A 15,405-nucleotide genomic window follows, 5' to 3' on the forward strand; every position below is an offset into this window, starting at 1 on the left:
AATTCTCCTCGCCATTTGTTCGCGGGTTTATTCCAGGATGATTTCAACCTTCTGCCCAGGCACATTGCCCTTGAGCTCGGTCAAAAGTCCGCGAATCGTTCCCGTGACCAGCCTGTCCAGAAAGGGATTCAGCGCCAGGCGTTTGCCTCCGATCCGGATACAGAGCTTGGCATGCATGGCCACGCAGAAATCCGCGTCGGCCTTGCCGGCCACGATTTCCCGCGCCAGCGCCAGGCAGGACTCCCTGCCGCATGCTCCGCAATCAAGCCCGGGCAGGGAAAAGGCCCGGCTGTCGGCCAGCGTGGCCAGGTCCGCCACGGAGTCGGCCTTGCGCACTCCGGGCAATGCTCCGGTTCCCCAGGAAGCCAGGGCCAGGCCGTTGTCCAGCATGGACTCGTCTTCCCCGGAGCCAAGGGCCACGATCCGGGGCAGCCAGGTCAGGGACTTGCCGCCCTCGACCAGCACGATGTCCGCATCCAGCAAAGGCAAGATGTCTTGCAGTTGCCGCGCCGAATTCCACAGCAAGGCCGTGGTCTTGGGGCCGATGCCTGCAACGCTGACGCATTCCTGCGCAAAACGGGACGTATCCGTGCCCTCGAGGTCCAGCCCGTGATGGGAGAACTTGACCGCAGCCACCCTGTGCCCCCGCGCCGTCAATTCACGGGCAAGGTCGAGCACAAGAGTGGTCTTGCCTGATTTCTTGAAACCCACCACTGAAACAGCCTTGAACATTGCTCCTCCGTCTTTGACAATCCTTCGTTCATCAATTAACCAATTCAATTTTCCCATGCGCATCGCCGCAAGTCCCGCCCCACCGTAAACGGAGCCTGGCTCAAGGCGCGCATCCCCCATCCCATTCGTCAAGGACAGATATTTTCTATGTCTAAAATTCAGAAAATTAAAGGCTTTTCTGACCTCTTCTGCCCGGAGAGCACGGTCCACACCCTGATGGAAAACCTGGCCCGCCAGGTTTTCGCCACATACGGTTGCCAGGAAGTGCGCGTGCCCATCCTGGAGAAAACAGAGCTTTTCGCCCGCTCCATCGGCGAAGAAACCGATGTCGTACAAAAGGAAATGTATACCTTCGCCGACCGCAAGGGACGCTCCCTGACCATGCGCCCAGAAGCCACGGCCGGAGTGCTGCGCGCCTTCATCGAGTCGGGCCAGTGCGGATCCGAAGGCACGACCAAGCTTTTTGCCTGCGGCCCCATGTTCCGTTACGAACGCCCGCAAAAAGGCCGTCTGCGCCAGTTCCATCAGCTCGACGTCGAGGTTTTGGGCACGGACGCCCCCCAGGCCGACGCCGAGGTCGTGCTCATGCTCTGGACCTTCCTGTGCAAGCTGGGCCTGAAAAATCTTTCCCTGGAGCTCAACTCCCTGGGCTGCCCCGAGTGCCGGCCGGTCTTCCACCAGCGCCTGCGGGACTTTTTGGCCGGAGTGGACCAGTCCAAGCTGTGCGAGGACTGCAAACGCCGCAGTGAAACCAACCCCCTGCGCGTCCTGGACTGCAAGGTCCCGGCCTGCAAGGAGCTGGTCGAAGGCGCCCCCAGCATCGCCGACTCCCTGTGCCCCGGATGCGACGAACATTTCGCCCAGGTGCGCGACATCCTGGACAGCGCCGCTCTGCCCTACCGCCTGAACGAACGCCTTGTGCGGGGTCTGGACTACTACCAGCGCACCACCTTCGAGGTCGTCTCCGGAGAGATCGGCGCCCAGACCGCCGTGGCCGGCGGAGGCCGCTACGACGGCCTGATCAAGCAGCTCGGCGGCCCCGACCTGCCGGGCATCGGATTCGCGTGCGGCATGGAGCGCCTGGCCCTGCTCTACGGTCAGGCCCAGATCCCGGCCCCGGATTTCTATCTGGCGGTGCTCGACTCCCGCGCCCTGAACACGGCCCTGCTTCTGGCCCAGCGCATGCGCGAGCGGGGCTTCGCCGGAGAGGTATCCTTCGAGGCGCGCAGTATCAAGGCCCAGATGCGCCAGGCCAACAAGCTCGGCGTCAAGACGTGCCTCATCCTTGGTCAGGATGAAATGGAAAAGGGACAGATCGTGGTCAAGGACATGGCCACGGGCGTGCAGAAGAATATCGGCCAGGATGATCTGGAGCAGGCCCTGGGTTTTCGCAAGCCCTAGGGCTTTACACACACATTTTGCAGCTTATCGTACCCAAGCGAGGAACATATATGGATGACAGAAACACGGAACTCGGGATGGACTCCCTCGGCGGCTGGCGCAGAACCCACACCTGTGCGGATCTCGGACCGGAAGAGCTGGGCCGGGAAACCTGCCTCATGGGCTGGGTGCAGTATCGCCGTGACCACGGCGGGCTGATTTTCATCGACCTGCGCGACCGCCACGGCCTGACCCAGGTCGTCTTCTCCCCCGAAGTCGCTCCCGAGGCCCACGCCCGCGCCCACGTGCTGCGCACGGAATTCGTGCTGGCCATCAAGGGCGTGGTCCGTGCGCGTCCCGATGACATGGTCAATTCCAAGCTGGCCACGGGCGCCATCGAAGTCTACGTCACGGAGTTCAAGCTCCTGAACACGGCCAAGACCCCGCCCTTCCCCATCGAGGACCGCGTGGACGTGTCCGAGAACCTGCGCCTCAAATACCGCTTTCTGGACCTGCGCCGCAAGACCATGGCCGACAACCTCATCCTCAGAAGCCGCGTCTCCCAGTCGGTGCGCCGCTATCTGGACGAGCTCGGCTTCCTTGAAATCGAGACCCCGGTCCTGACCAAGTCCACCCCCGAGGGCGCGCGCGACTTTCTGGTGCCGAGCCGCGTCAATCAGGGCCAGTTCTATGCGCTGCCCCAGTCGCCCCAGCTCTTCAAGCAGCTCCTGATGTGCGGCGGGATGGACCGCTATTTCCAGATCGTCAAATGCTTTCGCGACGAGGACCTGCGCGCCGACCGCCAGCCCGAGTTCACCCAGATCGACATCGAGATGTCCTTCGTGGACGAAGAGCAGGTCATGGGCATGGCCGAGGGCATGATCGCCCGCGTGCTGCGCGAGTCCCTGGGCCAGGAGCTCGCCCTGCCCATCCCGCGCATGAAGTACGAGCAGGCCATGGCCGAATACGGCGTGGACAAGCCGGACATCCGCTTTGACCTGAAGCTCACCGACGTGACCGAAATCGTGCGCGGCTCCGAGTTCAAGCTCTTCGCCACGGCCGCCCTGATAAAAGCCCTGCCCGTCTCCGGCGGCGCGGAGCTTTCGCGCAAGGAGATCGACGACTACACCGAATTCGTCAAGATTTACGGCGCCCAGGGCCTGGCCTGGATCAAGATCAAGGAGGACGGCTGGCAGTCCCCCATCGCCAAGTTCCTGAGCGATGCCGAACGGGCCGGACTTACCGAGGCCCTGAATCTCAAGCCTGGCGACATCGTCTTCTTCCAGGCGGGCGCCCCGGACATGGTCAACAGCGCCCTCGGCAACCTGCGCCTCAGGCTCGGCGAGCGCTTCGGGCTCATCCCCGAGGGAACGTTTGCGCCCCTGTGGGTCACGGATTTCCCGCTTTTGGAATGGGACCCCGAGGCAAAGCGCTGGGTGGCCATGCATCATCCCTTCACCGCCCCCAAGGACATGGACGCACTGGCCTCCGATCCAGGGTCGGCGGTCGCCCGGGCCTATGATCTCGTGCTCAACGGCACCGAGGTCGGCGGCGGCTCCATCCGCATCCACAATCCCGAGACTCAGCAGCAGATGTTTGCCGCGCTCGGGATAGATGCCGAGGAAGCCCAGGCCAAATTCGGATTTCTGCTCGACGCCCTGGTCTTCGGCGCCCCGCCCCACGGCGGCATCGCCTTTGGCCTGGACCGTCTGATCATGCTCCTGACCGGAGCCAAGTCCATCCGCGACGTCATCGCCTTCCCCAAGACCCAAAAGGCGACCTGCCTCATGACCGAGGCCCCGTCGGCGGTCGAAAACACACAGTTGCGCGACCTGGGCCTGCGCCTGCGAGAAAAGCCCAAAGAGTAAACATCATGTCGAGATCGATCATTACCTATCCCCATCCGGTGCTGGCCAAAAAGGCCGCGCCGGTGACGGAGATCACGGACGAAATACGCGCCCTGGCCGCCGAGATGCTTGAAATCATGTACAATGACAAAGGCATCGGGCTGGCGGCCCCGCAAGTGGCGGAGAGCATCCGCCTCATCACCGTGGACCTTAGCGGCCCGGACAAGCGCGAAGACCCGCTGGTCTTCGTCAACCCCGTTCTCTCCAACCTTGAGGGCACGGTGGAATCCGAGGAAGGATGCCTGTCCGTCGTCGGCTACCGCACCACGGTGAAGCGCGCCGAACGCCTGCACCTTTCCGCCACTGACCTGGACGGCAACCCGGTGGAGATGGATGCGGACGACCTCATGGCCATTTGCCTGCAACACGAAGTGGATCACCTCGATGGCGTCCTGTTCATCGACAAGATCAGCAAATTGAAACGCACCCTGTATGAAAGAAAGCTCAAAAAATGGCTGAAAGAGAAAAACGAAGACTGAAAGTGGTGTTCATGGGCACGCCGGATTTCGCGGCCGCGTCCCTGAAACATCTCCTTGACTGGGGCGGCTGCGACGTCGTTGGAGTCTACTGTCAGCCCGACCGCCCCTGCGGCCGGGGACAGATCTGCACGCCCCCGCCCGTCAAGCTGCTGGCCATGGAGTCGCGGCTCCCCGTATTCCAACCGCTGAACTTCAAGGAGCAGGCGGACGTGGATCAGTTGGCGGCCCTTGAGCCCGACCTTCTGCTCGTGGCGGCCTACGGCCTGATCCTGCCCCGCACGGTGCTTGAGATCCCGAAGCTCGGGGCCATCAACGTACACGCCTCCCTGCTGCCCGAGTACCGGGGCGCGGCCCCCATTCAGCGCGCCATCATGGACGGAAAGCCCGTGACGGGCATCACCATCATGCAGATGGAGGCGGGCCTCGACACCGGCGACATCCTGCTGCAGCGCAGCCGCGCCATCGGCATCATGGACACGGCCCAGTCCCTGCACGACGAGCTGGCCGAGATGGGCGGCAAGCTTCTGGTCGACGCCCTGGAAAAAATGGATCAGGGACGCCTCGTGCGCATCCCCCAGGACCACGCCCGGGCCACCTATGCCGCGAAGCTTTCCAAGGAAGAGGGGCGCATCGACTGGAACCGGCCGGTGCTGGACGTGCACAACCGCATCCGCGGCCTTTTCCCCTGGCCCGGGTCCTGGTTCGACTGGGACGGCATGCCCGGCAAGACCCTGCGCCTGACCGTGCATCCGGGAACCATCGGCGACCCACTGCCCGAAGGCGTGCACCCTGGTGAAATCCACGGCGTGGCCGACGACAGCGTGCTCATCGCCTGCGCCGACCGCCTGTATGCGGTACCGGTCATCAAGCCCGCGAACAGCAAGCCCCTGCGGGGCCGGGAGTTCTACTGCGGCTATTTGAGTCGCTGCTCCGGCGACCATCTGCTCAAACCCGAACCTGCCTGCCCGGGCGAATAATTCCATGGCCAGTCCCAGGAGCGCCAAAACAAGAAGCCCATTGGAACAGGAGATCCGGGATTCCTTTCAGACCCGCAAGCGTGTCTTCATCGGTCTGATCACCGGCTCTTCGGTGCTGATCTGCCTCTTTTTGGCCATGGTCTGGTTCATCCCCTTTGTCGGGCTGACCACCATCCATCCCGCCGCACCCTGGGTTTTCGGCTTCATCACCGTCGCCCTGATCCTGGCTATCGGCTGGGCGGCCCTGGCCTTGGTCCTGAACATCCTGCTAGGCCGCCCCGTGCTCTTCGCCAAGCGCCTGCGCGGCATCACGGTCAAGCTCTTCCTGCCGCTCATGACCCTGCTGGGACGCGCGGTGGGCATCCCCAAACAGACGGTGCGGGCCTCCTTCATCAAGGTCAACAACGAGCTGGTCCGGGGCGAGGGGCACCGCTACCCCGCCGACAGGCTTCTGCTGCTCATGCCCCACTGCATCCAGAACAGCCGCTGCAAGTACCGGCTGACCTACGACATCGACAACTGCAAACGCTGCGGCGAATGCGCCCTGGCGGGCCTGCTGAACCTGCGTGACAAATACGGCATCAAGCTGGCCGTGGCCACGGGCGGAACCATCGCCCGGCGCATCGTGGTCCAGCACCGGCCCAAGCTCATCATCGCCGTGGCCTGCGAGCGCGACCTGGCCAGCGGCATCCAGGACACCCACCCGCTGCCCGTCTACGGCATCCTGAACTCCCGCCCCTTCGGCCCCTGCCTGGATACCGACGTCGCCCTGGACAAGGTCGAGTGGGCCATCAAGGAGTTCCTGGCATGAGCACGCCTTCGGCCCGCCGCCTGGTCATGGACATCCTGCGCCGCACCCTGGACAACAACCAGGATCTGCAGGCCGCCGTGGACGACGTGCTGTCCGCGTCGCCCGCGACCCCACAGGACAAGGGACTGGCCACGGAACTGGCCTACGGCTATCTGCGCATGCGCGGACGCATAGATTTTCTTCTCTCCCAGTTGCTCAAGAACCCGGTCCAGACCTCCCCCATCATGAAGCGCATTCTCGGCGTGGCCATATACGAGCTCCTTTTCCTGAGCCGCATCCCCGATTACGCCACCCTGGACTGGGCGGTGACCCTGGTGCGCGAACGACTGGACCAGACCATGGGCAAGGTGGCCAACGGCGTGCTGCGAAGCCTGCTGCGCCTTGGGCTGGCCGTGCGCTTCGAGGATTATTACCAGACCAAGACCGCCGGTCACGACCAGTTCCTTTCCGCCTGGTACTCCTGCCCCAAGTGGCTGGTGCGCATGTGGCTGAACAGCTACGGCAAGGAGCGGACCCAGGCCTTCCTGCAGGCGACACTCGGCGCGCCGCCGCTGGGAGTCAGAATCAACCGCGGGCACGCCCGGGCGGAAGAGCTGCGAAACAATCTGCAGCCTCTGAAACTGGATTCCTCGAATTGGGGATTTGCCGTGACGCAGTGGCCGGAATTCCTGCAACAGGCAGTGAGCGAAGGGGCGGCGACACGTCAGAGCCTTGCCGCACAAAAAATCATGGACTTCCTCGGCGTTGACCATTGGCCGTCCCCCGTGCTCGACGCCTGCGCCGGTCGCGGCGGCAAGACGTATCTGGTGGCCGAACGGGGCAAAAGCGTCTGGGCGTCGGATGTCAATGTCTTTCGTCTGAGGCAGCTAAAGGCAGAAGGCGCGCGGCTCGGCTTTGACATCCCGGCATTCCGGGCCCAGGGGCAAGGCCCCTATCCCCTGCGGCAGATGCCCCGCACCGTATTTCTTGATGTGCCCTGCTCGGGCCTTGGCGTTATCTCCCGGCGGCCCGACATCAAATGGAAGCGTACAGCGGCCGATTGCGCGGGCTTGGTCGCCCTGCAGGGAGAAATTCTCCGGGCAGCGGCCGATATTCTCACATCGGGAGGATGTCTGGCCTATGTGACATGTACGCTCAATCCGGAAGAAAACGAGAAGCAGATCGAACGGTTCACCCGCGACCATCCCTCTTTCTCCTGCCTGCGGCAATCCACAAGCGATCCTGCGGAAGGATTGGGTGAATTTTTCTACGGCGCGGTCCTGCGTAAAAGCTAAAAAAGGCCGCCCCCGCATCTTCGCTCAGGCAAAAGACGCGGACAAAAAGACCTCTCCGCCATGCTACTCCGGCTTTCTGGCCCGCCGATGGAACTCCTTGACCAGAATCTTTTCCAGACATTCTCGGCAGATATCGGTATTGTTGCTATTCTGGAGCTTCATCTCGATGACCGGATTCATCTTGCCGAGCTGCCCGCCGAGGCGGGTCAGATTGGCCGGGTCCTCAACGACCAGCGTGTAGCGTTCCTCGTAGATTCCATCCTTGAGGCCCTTGATCTCCACACTGCAGATGTCGCAGAATCTCTTGATCATCCCTTCCCTCCTTGGGTGATGCCTCGTTAACGGGCGACGCGCTCAGTAAGGCATGGATCCCCGCCTTCGCGGGGATGACGTCACGATATGCGGTCATGCCTTTTCCCGCAGATGGGCAAGCGGCTGACGTAACGCAGGTCACCCATGTCATTCCCGCGAAGGCGGGAATCCATGCATTTCTCTGAGTACTCCTCTGCAACCGCTCAAACCTGAAGCGTCCCCCGATAGTCATCCCATGACTCTATCCCCAGCGACTCGGCCAGCACCCGCACCTCTTCAACCAGGCGAAAGGCGTTGTCGGGACGCATGAAATTGTAGGTGCCGATCTGCACCGCATGCGCGCCGACCAGGATGAATTCCAGCACATCCTCGGCACTGGTGATTCCGCCCATGCCGATGATCGGTACATTCACGGCCTGCGCCACCTGATGGACCATGCGCAGGGCCACGGGCTTGATGGCCGGGCCGGACAGTCCACCGACCACGTTGGCCAGGCGGCTTCTGCGGGTACGGATGTCCACGGACATGCCCGAGAGGGTGTTGATGAGCGAGAGCATGTCCGCCCCTGCGTCCACGGCGGCCTTGGCGATGACCCGCACATCGGTCACGTTGGGGCTGAGCTTGACGATGACCGGCTTGGTTCCGGACCGTTTCTTGACCGCGCCGACGACAGCCGCCGCCATGTGCGGGTCCTGGCCGAACTGGACGCCGCCCTCGCGCACGTTGGGACATGAGATGTTGACCTCAAGGGCCGCGATCTTGTCCTCGGTCGAAAAAATGCCGGCCAGCTCGCCGAAGTCCTCGGGAGTCTGGGCGTAGAGGTTGGCGATGAGCGTCGCCCCGGCGGGAATGTAGGGCAGCTTCTCCTTCAGGAACTTTTCCACGCCCACGTTCTGCAGGCCGATGGCATTGAGCATGCCGCACGGGGTTTCGGCTATGCGCGGCATGGGGTTGCCCGCGCGCGGAGCCAGGGAGATGCCCTTGAGGCAGATCGCGCCTATGGCGGACAGGTCGCCGTAACGCATGAACTCAAGGCCGTACCCAAAGGTGCCGGACGCGGTGATGACCGGATTCTTGAGGGTCAGGGGTCCAAGCTGTATTTTCTGGTCCATGACTATACCCCCAGCTCGATGTCGCGCACGTCGAAGACGGGACCATGCACGCAGCTTTGCACGTAGTCCCCGGCCGTGGTCTTGCAGACGCAGCCAAGGCATGCCCCCACACCGCAACCCATGCGATTTTCAAGGGAAACCTGGCCGTCCGTGCCGTGCAGAAGACAGTACTTGCGCACGACCTTGAGCATGGGCTCCGGCCCGCAGGCCAGCACCTGCCCCACACCGGCCAGAGCCTTGATGCGCTCCGAGAGCACCGTCTCGAACTGGGCGATGTCGGCCGGGGTTTTCTGCTGCATGGCCTCGCTTTTGATGCGGGCCGCTATCTCGTCGTACGGATAATGTTCAAGGTCGAGGCGATGTCCGAAGAGCATGGACAGATTGTCCGTACGTTCGCGCCGGGCGAGCATGACAAAGGGGGCGATGCCCACTCCTCCGGCCAGAATCAGGTTGGGACGAGCCTCGTCGATGCGGAACCAGCGTCCAAGCGGGCCCCAGACCGTGACTTTCTGTCCGGGCTCAAGCTCGGCGAGCTTGCGCGTGCCGCGTCCCACGGTCTGGAAAATGATGCGCAAGCCCTTGTCGGACACGTCGCAGACGGAAAAGGGACGGGGCCAGACCAGCTCCACGCCCCAATGCGCGGGGCGGATCATGACGAACTGTCCGGGCTTGCATGTCCAGCCGGGCGCGGAAAGCACAAGGTCGATGAGGGAAGGGTCGCTTCCGGGACGGCAGGACAGAACCTCCAGATCCCGGCATGGTGTTTGACTGTCGATCATATGAAATTCCCGGACTCTTGTCCTGGGTCATGGGTGACGGGTGGAACCTCGCCCACCATGCGGGCCAGTTCGGCCTGACGCTCGGCGGGGGAGAGGCTTGCGCACAAGGTGTAGGTCACGCCATCGTGAACTTCCTTGCGGATGGCGAAATGTTCGTCGGCCAGCCGGGCCAGCTGCGGCCAGTGGGTGATCAGGATGACCTGCTGGCGTGCGGACAAAAGGCGGATGCGCTCGGCGACCTTGATCAGGGTCTGCCCACCTATACCCGAATCGACTTCGTCGAAAAGCAGGGCCGGGAGCTGAGCCCTGGCGCGCAGGCTGACCACGGCCAGCAGAAAACGGGACAGCTCGCCCCCCGAGGCGATACGATCAAGGGGCTGGGCATCGAGACCGGGGTTGGGCACCCATAAAAACCGGGGCCTGAGTTCGTCAATCCCCGCATGGATGGTCAGGGTCCGAAAATCGACCAGCACCCGCAAATGCTCCGAAAATCCCAGATTGACGAGCTCGCTCTTGAGCCCCGCTGTCAGATCAACGGAGGCCGCCTCCCGCGCGGAATTCAGCGCCGCCGTGGCCAGCCCCAGGGCCTTCGCCGCCTGGACCTCGTCCTTTTCCAGGCGTTGCAAGGCAAGGCCGCTTTCGTCCAGGAAGGACAGATTCTCCTCGATCTCCTCGCCAAGCGCCACGATGGAATCCAGGGATCGCTTGAGCTTGCGCTGCAGCTGTTGCAGCTCCCACAGGCGCTTCTCCACTTTTTCGGCATCGAAATCCGCGTTCCGGTCCGAACCGAGGGCGCGCAGGTCGCGCACCATGTCGGACATGCCATCACGAAAACGCCCGACCTCCCTGGCATGCTCGCCAAATCCCTCGTCCGCCTCGCCCAGCCCGGCCAGGGCCCGTTCCAGAGACGTCAGCGCGTCCTGCAGGCCGTTCTCGCCCAGCAGCAGGCCCTGGGCTTCATCGGCCAGCGCATGGGTCTTCTCGGCCCTGCGGGAAGCGTCACGCAGGCGCAGCAGCTCATCTTCCTCGCCGGGGCGGGGGTCCACCTTGCGTATCTCGGCCAGTTGAAATTCCAGAAATTCGCGCCGCTCCAGCAGCCCGGCCATGCGCCGCTGCACCTCGGCCTTGCGCGCCAGGATGGCCTGCAATGCTTCGCGGGCCTCGCGCTGGGAGACAAGGATTTGCGGATCCGCCAGGAACGCATCCAGGATCTCGACATGATGTTCCGGCGAAAGCAGACGTTGCTGACCGTGCTGGCTGGTGTGCATCAGGAGGCGGGGACGAAGCTCGGCCAGGCGCTCCTGGGAACCCAGGTCGTCGTTGATGAAGAGGCGGCTGCGGCCGGTCTTGGCGGAGAGTTCGCGGCGCAGGAAAAGCTCCTCGCCTTCAAGGTGGAACACGGCCTCGACCAGGGCCTTTTCACGGCCGGGGCGGACCAGGTCGGCGGCGATGCGCTCGCCGAGGATGAAATCCAGGGCGCGAAGGATGAAAGACTTGCCCGCGCCGGATTCGCCCGTGAGCACGTTCAGTCCCGGACAAAATTCAAGCTCGACATCGTCGATGAGGGCCAGATTCCGAATGCGCAGTGTTTCGAGCATATCCGCCTTGTGCTTAGGTTGCGTGCGTTCCCGGAACGATCGCGGGGCGCAGCAGGTCCCGGATCCGTCCGGATTCGTCATGGGCCTCAAGCCGTCGCCAAAAGCGATCTTCCTGCCCCTGGCGCAGGGCTTCGTCCCTGGCCGCCAGCAGTTCTTCGAGGCCCTGCCGCACGCGAAAGGCACGGCAATTGGTGGCCCCGAGTTCCAATGTCAGCCGCCAGTTCGTGCGTTCGCGCAATGAGAGATAGGACAGGGCCTTGAGCCGCAGGCCGTCCCATCCGCTGTCGCGGGCGAGGATTCGGGCCATCTCCCGGTACACGTCCGTGTTTTGTGGCTCGAATTCGCTGGCCAGCACCAGACATTCCAGGCTTGATGCCGGCAGGTGCTTCTTGGGGTTGAACACGAATCCGGGCCTGAAAACCTGCCTGCAACGTTGTAGCTCCCTGGCCCAGGCAAGGCAAATCAAAAGCGGCGTGCTCCCCGGGTCCGGGGACGAAGGCGCGCAGTGACGCCTGTGCCGCAGAAAAAAAAGACGCGACAGGCGCACATCCTCAAACCGGAGCGCCCCCATGCCGCCCGCCAGATTGACTTCTGGCGAGGACTCGTACTGCCCTTTCTCCGCCACCGGCACGGCCAGGCGCATGAACTCGTCCCGGCCGAGCCGGGCCTGCAGCCGCAGCAATACGGCCAGAATCTCTTCCGTCAGGGGCAGGGCCGAAAGCCCCGCCGCAAGAGCGTTTGCATCCATGTCCAGCCGCCCGGCCTCCCAGAGATGATACAGCGTCAGCCACCAGGCCACCCGCGCTTCGACCCCCCCGGCCGCCGACCGGCCGCCGATATCTTTGGCCGCGTCCAGCAGCGTCGTGGCGCGATGCTCTGGCAGATGCTCGCGCCTGACCCGCTCACGGGCGCGCAGGCCCATGCTGCGGGCCAGCAGATCCTCCGAACCCAGCCGCCGGGCCCAGGCGGCAAGCTCCGCGCCATCGCGATACACGGCCACCTCCTCGTCCGGGACGAACAGTTCCTCAAGGCCGGGCGTCGCCGGATTGATCAGGGCGCATCCGCAGGAAGCCGCTTCGAACAGGCGGAAATTGATCTCCCCGAAAATGGATTCGTTAGGCACGATCCGGCTGCGGTCATAAAAATCGAGCATGGACGCAAAGCCCAAATCCGCCCGCGCCTCAAGCGGCCCCAACTCCTTGAGCCAGTCCAGAAACCATCCCCGGACCGGCCTCTCCGGGGTGACCCGGCCTACAAACCCCAACCCCCTGCGCCGCTCGTCCCAGGGCGCAAGGGCGCGCTGCGATCCATACCAGGGCAGCCACAGGGTCCGGGCCGTGCCCCGCTCCCGGAACCAGGCCTGCCAATGCTTCTGGGTTGTGCAGAAGAGGTCGAAAAGGCGGGCGTAATACTGATGCCAGAAACTGTTCAAATGCGTGTCTATGGACCAGAAAACCTTGGGGCAGGAAAAAGCGTCGAGATCGACGACGAGGGTCCGGGGGCCAAGGGCTTCCTGCTGGATCAAGAGGTCGGGAACAAAATCCCCCAGAAGCGGGGCAAGGCGCACGATGCCCGCCCCCGGACGCAGGTCCTTCACGGTGTGTCCGAGGTCGGCCAGAGCCGTGCCCAGGCTCGAATCCAGACAGACAATGTTCATGATCCGCCTGCCAGCCGCTCCGCGCTTTCGAAAAGAGCGGCAAAGGCGGGAGTCTGCCGCAATGCGGACCATTCCGTGGCGGCCACGAGCCGTCCCTGGTCGAGGATGAGTCCGTGGGTCAGCAGCTCGTCCATGTACTCCGGAGAGTGGGTGGCCAGCACCAGGGTGCGCCCCTGGTCGGCCCAGTGCCGAAGCAGTTCGACCATGCGCGCCTGCCAGGAGGCGTCGAGGCCGGAAAAAGGTTCGTCCAGGACCAAGAGTTCCGGACCATGCACAACGGCGCGACCCAGCATGACCTGCCGCGCCTGACCGTAGGAAAGCGAACCCAGTGGCCGGTCCAGCCAGTCCTCCATGCCCCAGGCCCGGGCCAGCTCCCGCGTCTGGCTGACTTGCGTCTCGGAAAGGCCGCGATGCACGCCCAATCCGTCGCACCGGCCCGAAAGCAGCACGTCGCGGCAGGTGGCTTTGGGCTCGATGCGCTCCCCGATCCAGGGAGCCAGAATGCCTATGCGGCCCCGGATCTGCGCCATGCGCGTGAGCCCCGAACGTCCGAACCACCTCGCCTCGCCTCCCGGCCAGGGCCGTCGATATCCGGTGACAAGCTGCAGCAGAGTCGATTTGCCCCCGCCATTGTGCCCGAGCACGCCCCAGCATTCACCGCTGTTGACCGTCCAGCTCAGGTTGTCCACGGCAGCGCGGCCTTCCATGACCACGGTGCAGGATTCAAGCTCGACCACGGCACCCGAGCGGGCCGAGGCGGCCTGCCCCTGGGGCAGTTCCAGGGTGCCGGGTCGTACCTGCGCTGGTCGATCCACCAGACGTCCGTGCTCAAGATATATCCGTCCCCGGACCTCTTCGGGCACCGGCAGCAGGCCGTGACCACTGACCAGGAGGCGGGTGCGGCCCGTGGCCGCGATGCGGTTCAGCGCGTCGAGCAGCTTCAGCTGCCCTTGCCGGTCCAGCCCCTGGGTCAGTTCATCGACAGCGAGCAGTTTTGGAGAGGCGATGAGCGCCCGGGCCAGAAGCGCGCGTTTGGCCTGACCCGTGGATACCGCCCGCATGGGACGATCCAGGACCAGCCCCAAACCCATTTCAAGACCCAGGGCGCGCGCCTTTTCGCGTTCGGCCTCGGCAGGTTCGTGATAGAGAAAGGGGGTGTTGTGCAGCCCGGCGCAGATGATTTCCCAGACCGGCACGCGCAGGTCGTGGCGCAGGTACCAATCCGCCATGGAAGGCGTGACCAGGCGCACATGCGGACGCACGCCGATGGGCGACGACGATTCTTCCCCGAAAAGGCGGTAGATGCGCTGGCCGGAGCTTCGCTGCGAAGGCCACAGCTCGCCGACCAGCAGGCGCAGCAAGGTAGTCTTGCCCGCCCCGTTGTCGCCGAGAACGGCGAAATGTTCACGACCACCAAGGGTCAGGTTCAGGTCGTGCAGGATGCGGGCTGTGCCCAAATCCACATCGACGTGCCGAAGATGAATCTCAAGACTGTCCATGCTTCCTCTGGCTGCGGGCAAGTTGACCGGGAGTGGGCCCCGGACCGGAGGACAGTACTAGCGTTGCAGCAGCTCCATGTCGATAGTCAGATCAATGGTTTCGCCCATGACACCCATCCGGGTCCATTCCTCGGAGCCCACGTGGAAATCCAGGCGGTTTATGGAAAACGCGGCATGCAGGCCGAGCACCCTGGTGCCGGGCATCTTGTCCGTGAAGGGATGAGGTGCGATGCCGAGCACCCGCAGCGGAACCCTGACCTCGGCGGTCACGTCGCGGATGGTCAGGTCTCCGGTGACGGCGAGGACGCCGCCTTCTTCGAGGACCACTTTTCTGGAAGCGAAAATCATCCGGGGCGACTTTTCCACGTCCAGAAAATCCGGGCTGCGCAGATGATCGTCACGAGCGGGTACGCCGGTATGAACGCTTGAACTGTCGATCAAAAAATAGAACTGGCTTTTCTCGGGCGCGGCTGCATCATACTCGACCTGGCCGGAAAACCGACTGAAGACGCCGGGCACATAGCCCACGATATGACGAATCCGGAAACCCACGGAAGAATGCTCCATATCGATATCCCATTGCCCGGGAGCCTTTTCGGCCGCCAGGAGCACTCCGGGCCCCAAAATGCAAAAACCAGTGAATAAAACCATCTTCAAAAAAAATCGCATCAAAAAAATCTCCGCTAAGGTTGCGACAGGCCGGTTTCCGACATCGGAAAAAAGCCCGCCCCGGCCGCCTGGCTCCTTCGAACCACGTCGATCTGGAAAGCTCTCAAGGCCGGATTTGTCAGGCCCCCCTATCAGGGACGAACCTTTTGCGCCATACTTGAGCGTATGACAATTTTTCCTATTGACAGCCGATGGCGAATGTATCAAAAGGCGGCTTCG

The 15,405-nt window shown here is 63.4% G+C and carries 14 protein-coding genes; 6 read left to right on the top strand and 8 right to left on the bottom strand.

Annotation, left to right across the window (positions count from 1 at the left end):
* Nucleotides 1-27: 27 nt before the first annotated feature.
* The gene (locus tag H4684_RS04585; protein WP_092190508.1) at nt 28-732 is read right to left on the bottom strand and encodes a molybdopterin-guanine dinucleotide biosynthesis protein MobB; all 705 of its coding nucleotides are present in this window, start codon (nt 730-732) and stop codon (nt 28-30) included.
* 147 nt (nt 733-879) lie between these two features.
* On the opposite strand from H4684_RS04585, the gene hisS reads away from it, so the two are divergent.
* From hisS to H4684_RS04615, 6 genes are read left to right on the top strand one after another with little or no spacing between them, the layout of a single operon-like run.
* The gene (gene hisS, locus H4684_RS04590; protein WP_092372927.1) at nt 880-2,133 is read left to right on the top strand and encodes a histidine--tRNA ligase; all 1,254 of its coding nucleotides are present in this window, start codon (nt 880-882) and stop codon (nt 2,131-2,133) included.
* 50 nt (nt 2,134-2,183) lie between these two features.
* Nucleotides 2,184-3,980, top strand: a complete 1,797-nt coding sequence (aspS, locus tag H4684_RS04595; protein ID WP_092190504.1) for an aspartate--tRNA ligase — start codon at nt 2,184-2,186, stop codon at nt 3,978-3,980.
* 5 nt (nt 3,981-3,985) lie between these two features.
* Nucleotides 3,986-4,498, top strand: a complete 513-nt coding sequence (def, locus tag H4684_RS04600) for a peptide deformylase (RefSeq protein WP_092190502.1) — start codon at nt 3,986-3,988, stop codon at nt 4,496-4,498.
* On the top strand, nt 4,471-5,475 hold the full coding sequence (gene fmt / locus H4684_RS04605; protein WP_092190500.1) for a methionyl-tRNA formyltransferase: 1,005 nt from the start codon (nt 4,471-4,473) through the stop codon (nt 5,473-5,475). The genes def and fmt overlap by 28 nt, the downstream gene beginning before the upstream one ends.
* Nucleotides 5,476-5,479: 4 nt before the next feature.
* On the top strand, nt 5,480-6,286 hold the full coding sequence (locus tag H4684_RS04610; RefSeq protein WP_092190498.1) for a DUF116 domain-containing protein: 807 nt from the start codon (nt 5,480-5,482) through the stop codon (nt 6,284-6,286).
* Nucleotides 6,283-7,560 (top strand): transcription antitermination factor NusB, encoded by a 1,278-nt coding sequence (locus H4684_RS04615; RefSeq protein WP_192622984.1) that lies wholly within the window; start codon nt 6,283-6,285, stop codon nt 7,558-7,560. Before H4684_RS04610 ends, H4684_RS04615 begins: the two co-directional genes overlap by 4 nt.
* Nucleotides 7,561-7,623: 63 nt before the next feature.
* On the opposite strand, the gene H4684_RS04620 is transcribed toward H4684_RS04615, so the two are convergent.
* The 7 genes from H4684_RS04620 to H4684_RS04650 all read right to left on the bottom strand — a co-directional run bounded on the left by H4684_RS04620 (nt 7,624) and on the right by H4684_RS04650 (nt 15,084).
* The gene (locus H4684_RS04620) at nt 7,624-7,872 is read right to left on the bottom strand and encodes a hypothetical protein (protein WP_092190494.1); all 249 of its coding nucleotides are present in this window, start codon (nt 7,870-7,872) and stop codon (nt 7,624-7,626) included.
* 203 nt (nt 7,873-8,075) lie between these two features.
* Nucleotides 8,076-8,984 (bottom strand): dihydroorotate dehydrogenase, encoded by a 909-nt coding sequence (locus H4684_RS04625; protein ID WP_192622985.1) that lies wholly within the window; start codon nt 8,982-8,984, stop codon nt 8,076-8,078.
* A gap of 2 nt (nt 8,985-8,986) precedes the next feature.
* A complete protein-coding gene (locus H4684_RS04630) occupies nt 8,987-9,763 on the bottom strand; it encodes an iron-sulfur cluster-binding protein (RefSeq protein WP_092190490.1) in 777 nt (258 codons plus the stop codon).
* Nucleotides 9,760-11,361, bottom strand: a complete 1,602-nt coding sequence (locus tag H4684_RS04635) for a DNA repair protein RecN (RefSeq protein ID WP_192622986.1) — start codon at nt 11,359-11,361, stop codon at nt 9,760-9,762. Before H4684_RS04635 ends, H4684_RS04630 begins: the two co-directional genes overlap by 4 nt.
* A 13-nt stretch (nt 11,362-11,374) precedes the next feature.
* Nucleotides 11,375-13,018, bottom strand: a complete 1,644-nt coding sequence (locus tag H4684_RS04640) for a glycosyltransferase (RefSeq protein WP_192622987.1) — start codon at nt 13,016-13,018, stop codon at nt 11,375-11,377.
* The gene (locus H4684_RS04645) at nt 13,015-14,517 is read right to left on the bottom strand and encodes an ATP-binding cassette domain-containing protein (RefSeq protein WP_192622988.1); all 1,503 of its coding nucleotides are present in this window, start codon (nt 14,515-14,517) and stop codon (nt 13,015-13,017) included. Before H4684_RS04645 ends, H4684_RS04640 begins: the two co-directional genes overlap by 4 nt.
* 57 nt (nt 14,518-14,574) lie before the next feature.
* Complete coding sequence (locus tag H4684_RS04650; RefSeq protein ID WP_192622989.1) at nt 14,575-15,084, bottom strand: YceI family protein; 510 nt, start codon at nt 15,082-15,084, stop codon at nt 14,575-14,577.
* Between the last annotated feature and the right edge of the window lie 321 nt (nt 15,085-15,405).

Origin of the sequence: Desulfomicrobium macestii (assembly GCF_014873765.1) — a bacterium.
Lineage (GTDB): Bacteria > Desulfobacterota > Desulfovibrionia > Desulfovibrionales > Desulfomicrobiaceae > Desulfomicrobium > Desulfomicrobium macestii.

Excerpts from the sequence above, each read along its gene's own strand:
- H4684_RS04615 (WP_192622984.1), top strand. The coding sequence starts at position 6,283 with ATGAGCACGCCTTCGGCCCGCCGCCTGGTCATGGACATCCTGCGCCGC.
- H4684_RS04585 (WP_092190508.1), bottom strand. The coding sequence starts at position 732 with ATGTTCAAGGCTGTTTCAGTGGTGGGTTTCAAGAAATCAGGCAAGACC.
- H4684_RS04625 (WP_192622985.1), bottom strand. The coding sequence starts at position 8,984 with ATGGACCAGAAAATACAGCTTGGACCCCTGACCCTCAAGAATCCGGTC.
- H4684_RS04620 (WP_092190494.1), bottom strand. The coding sequence starts at position 7,872 with ATGATCAAGAGATTCTGCGACATCTGCAGTGTGGAGATCAAGGGCCTC.
- H4684_RS04640 (WP_192622987.1), bottom strand. The coding sequence starts at position 13,018 with ATGAACATTGTCTGTCTGGATTCGAGCCTGGGCACGGCTCTGGCCGAC.
- H4684_RS04610 (WP_092190498.1), top strand. The coding sequence starts at position 5,480 with ATGGCCAGTCCCAGGAGCGCCAAAACAAGAAGCCCATTGGAACAGGAG.
- H4684_RS04645 (WP_192622988.1), bottom strand. The coding sequence starts at position 14,517 with ATGGACAGTCTTGAGATTCATCTTCGGCACGTCGATGTGGATTTGGGC.
- hisS (WP_092372927.1), top strand. The coding sequence starts at position 880 with ATGTCTAAAATTCAGAAAATTAAAGGCTTTTCTGACCTCTTCTGCCCG.
- fmt (WP_092190500.1), top strand. The coding sequence starts at position 4,471 with ATGGCTGAAAGAGAAAAACGAAGACTGAAAGTGGTGTTCATGGGCACG.
- H4684_RS04650 (WP_192622989.1), bottom strand. The coding sequence starts at position 15,084 with ATGGAGCATTCTTCCGTGGGTTTCCGGATTCGTCATATCGTGGGCTAT.
- H4684_RS04630 (WP_092190490.1), bottom strand. The coding sequence starts at position 9,763 with ATGATCGACAGTCAAACACCATGCCGGGATCTGGAGGTTCTGTCCTGC.
- def (WP_092190502.1), top strand. The coding sequence starts at position 3,986 with ATGTCGAGATCGATCATTACCTATCCCCATCCGGTGCTGGCCAAAAAG.
- H4684_RS04635 (WP_192622986.1), bottom strand. The coding sequence starts at position 11,361 with ATGCTCGAAACACTGCGCATTCGGAATCTGGCCCTCATCGACGATGTC.
- aspS (WP_092190504.1), top strand. The coding sequence starts at position 2,184 with ATGGATGACAGAAACACGGAACTCGGGATGGACTCCCTCGGCGGCTGG.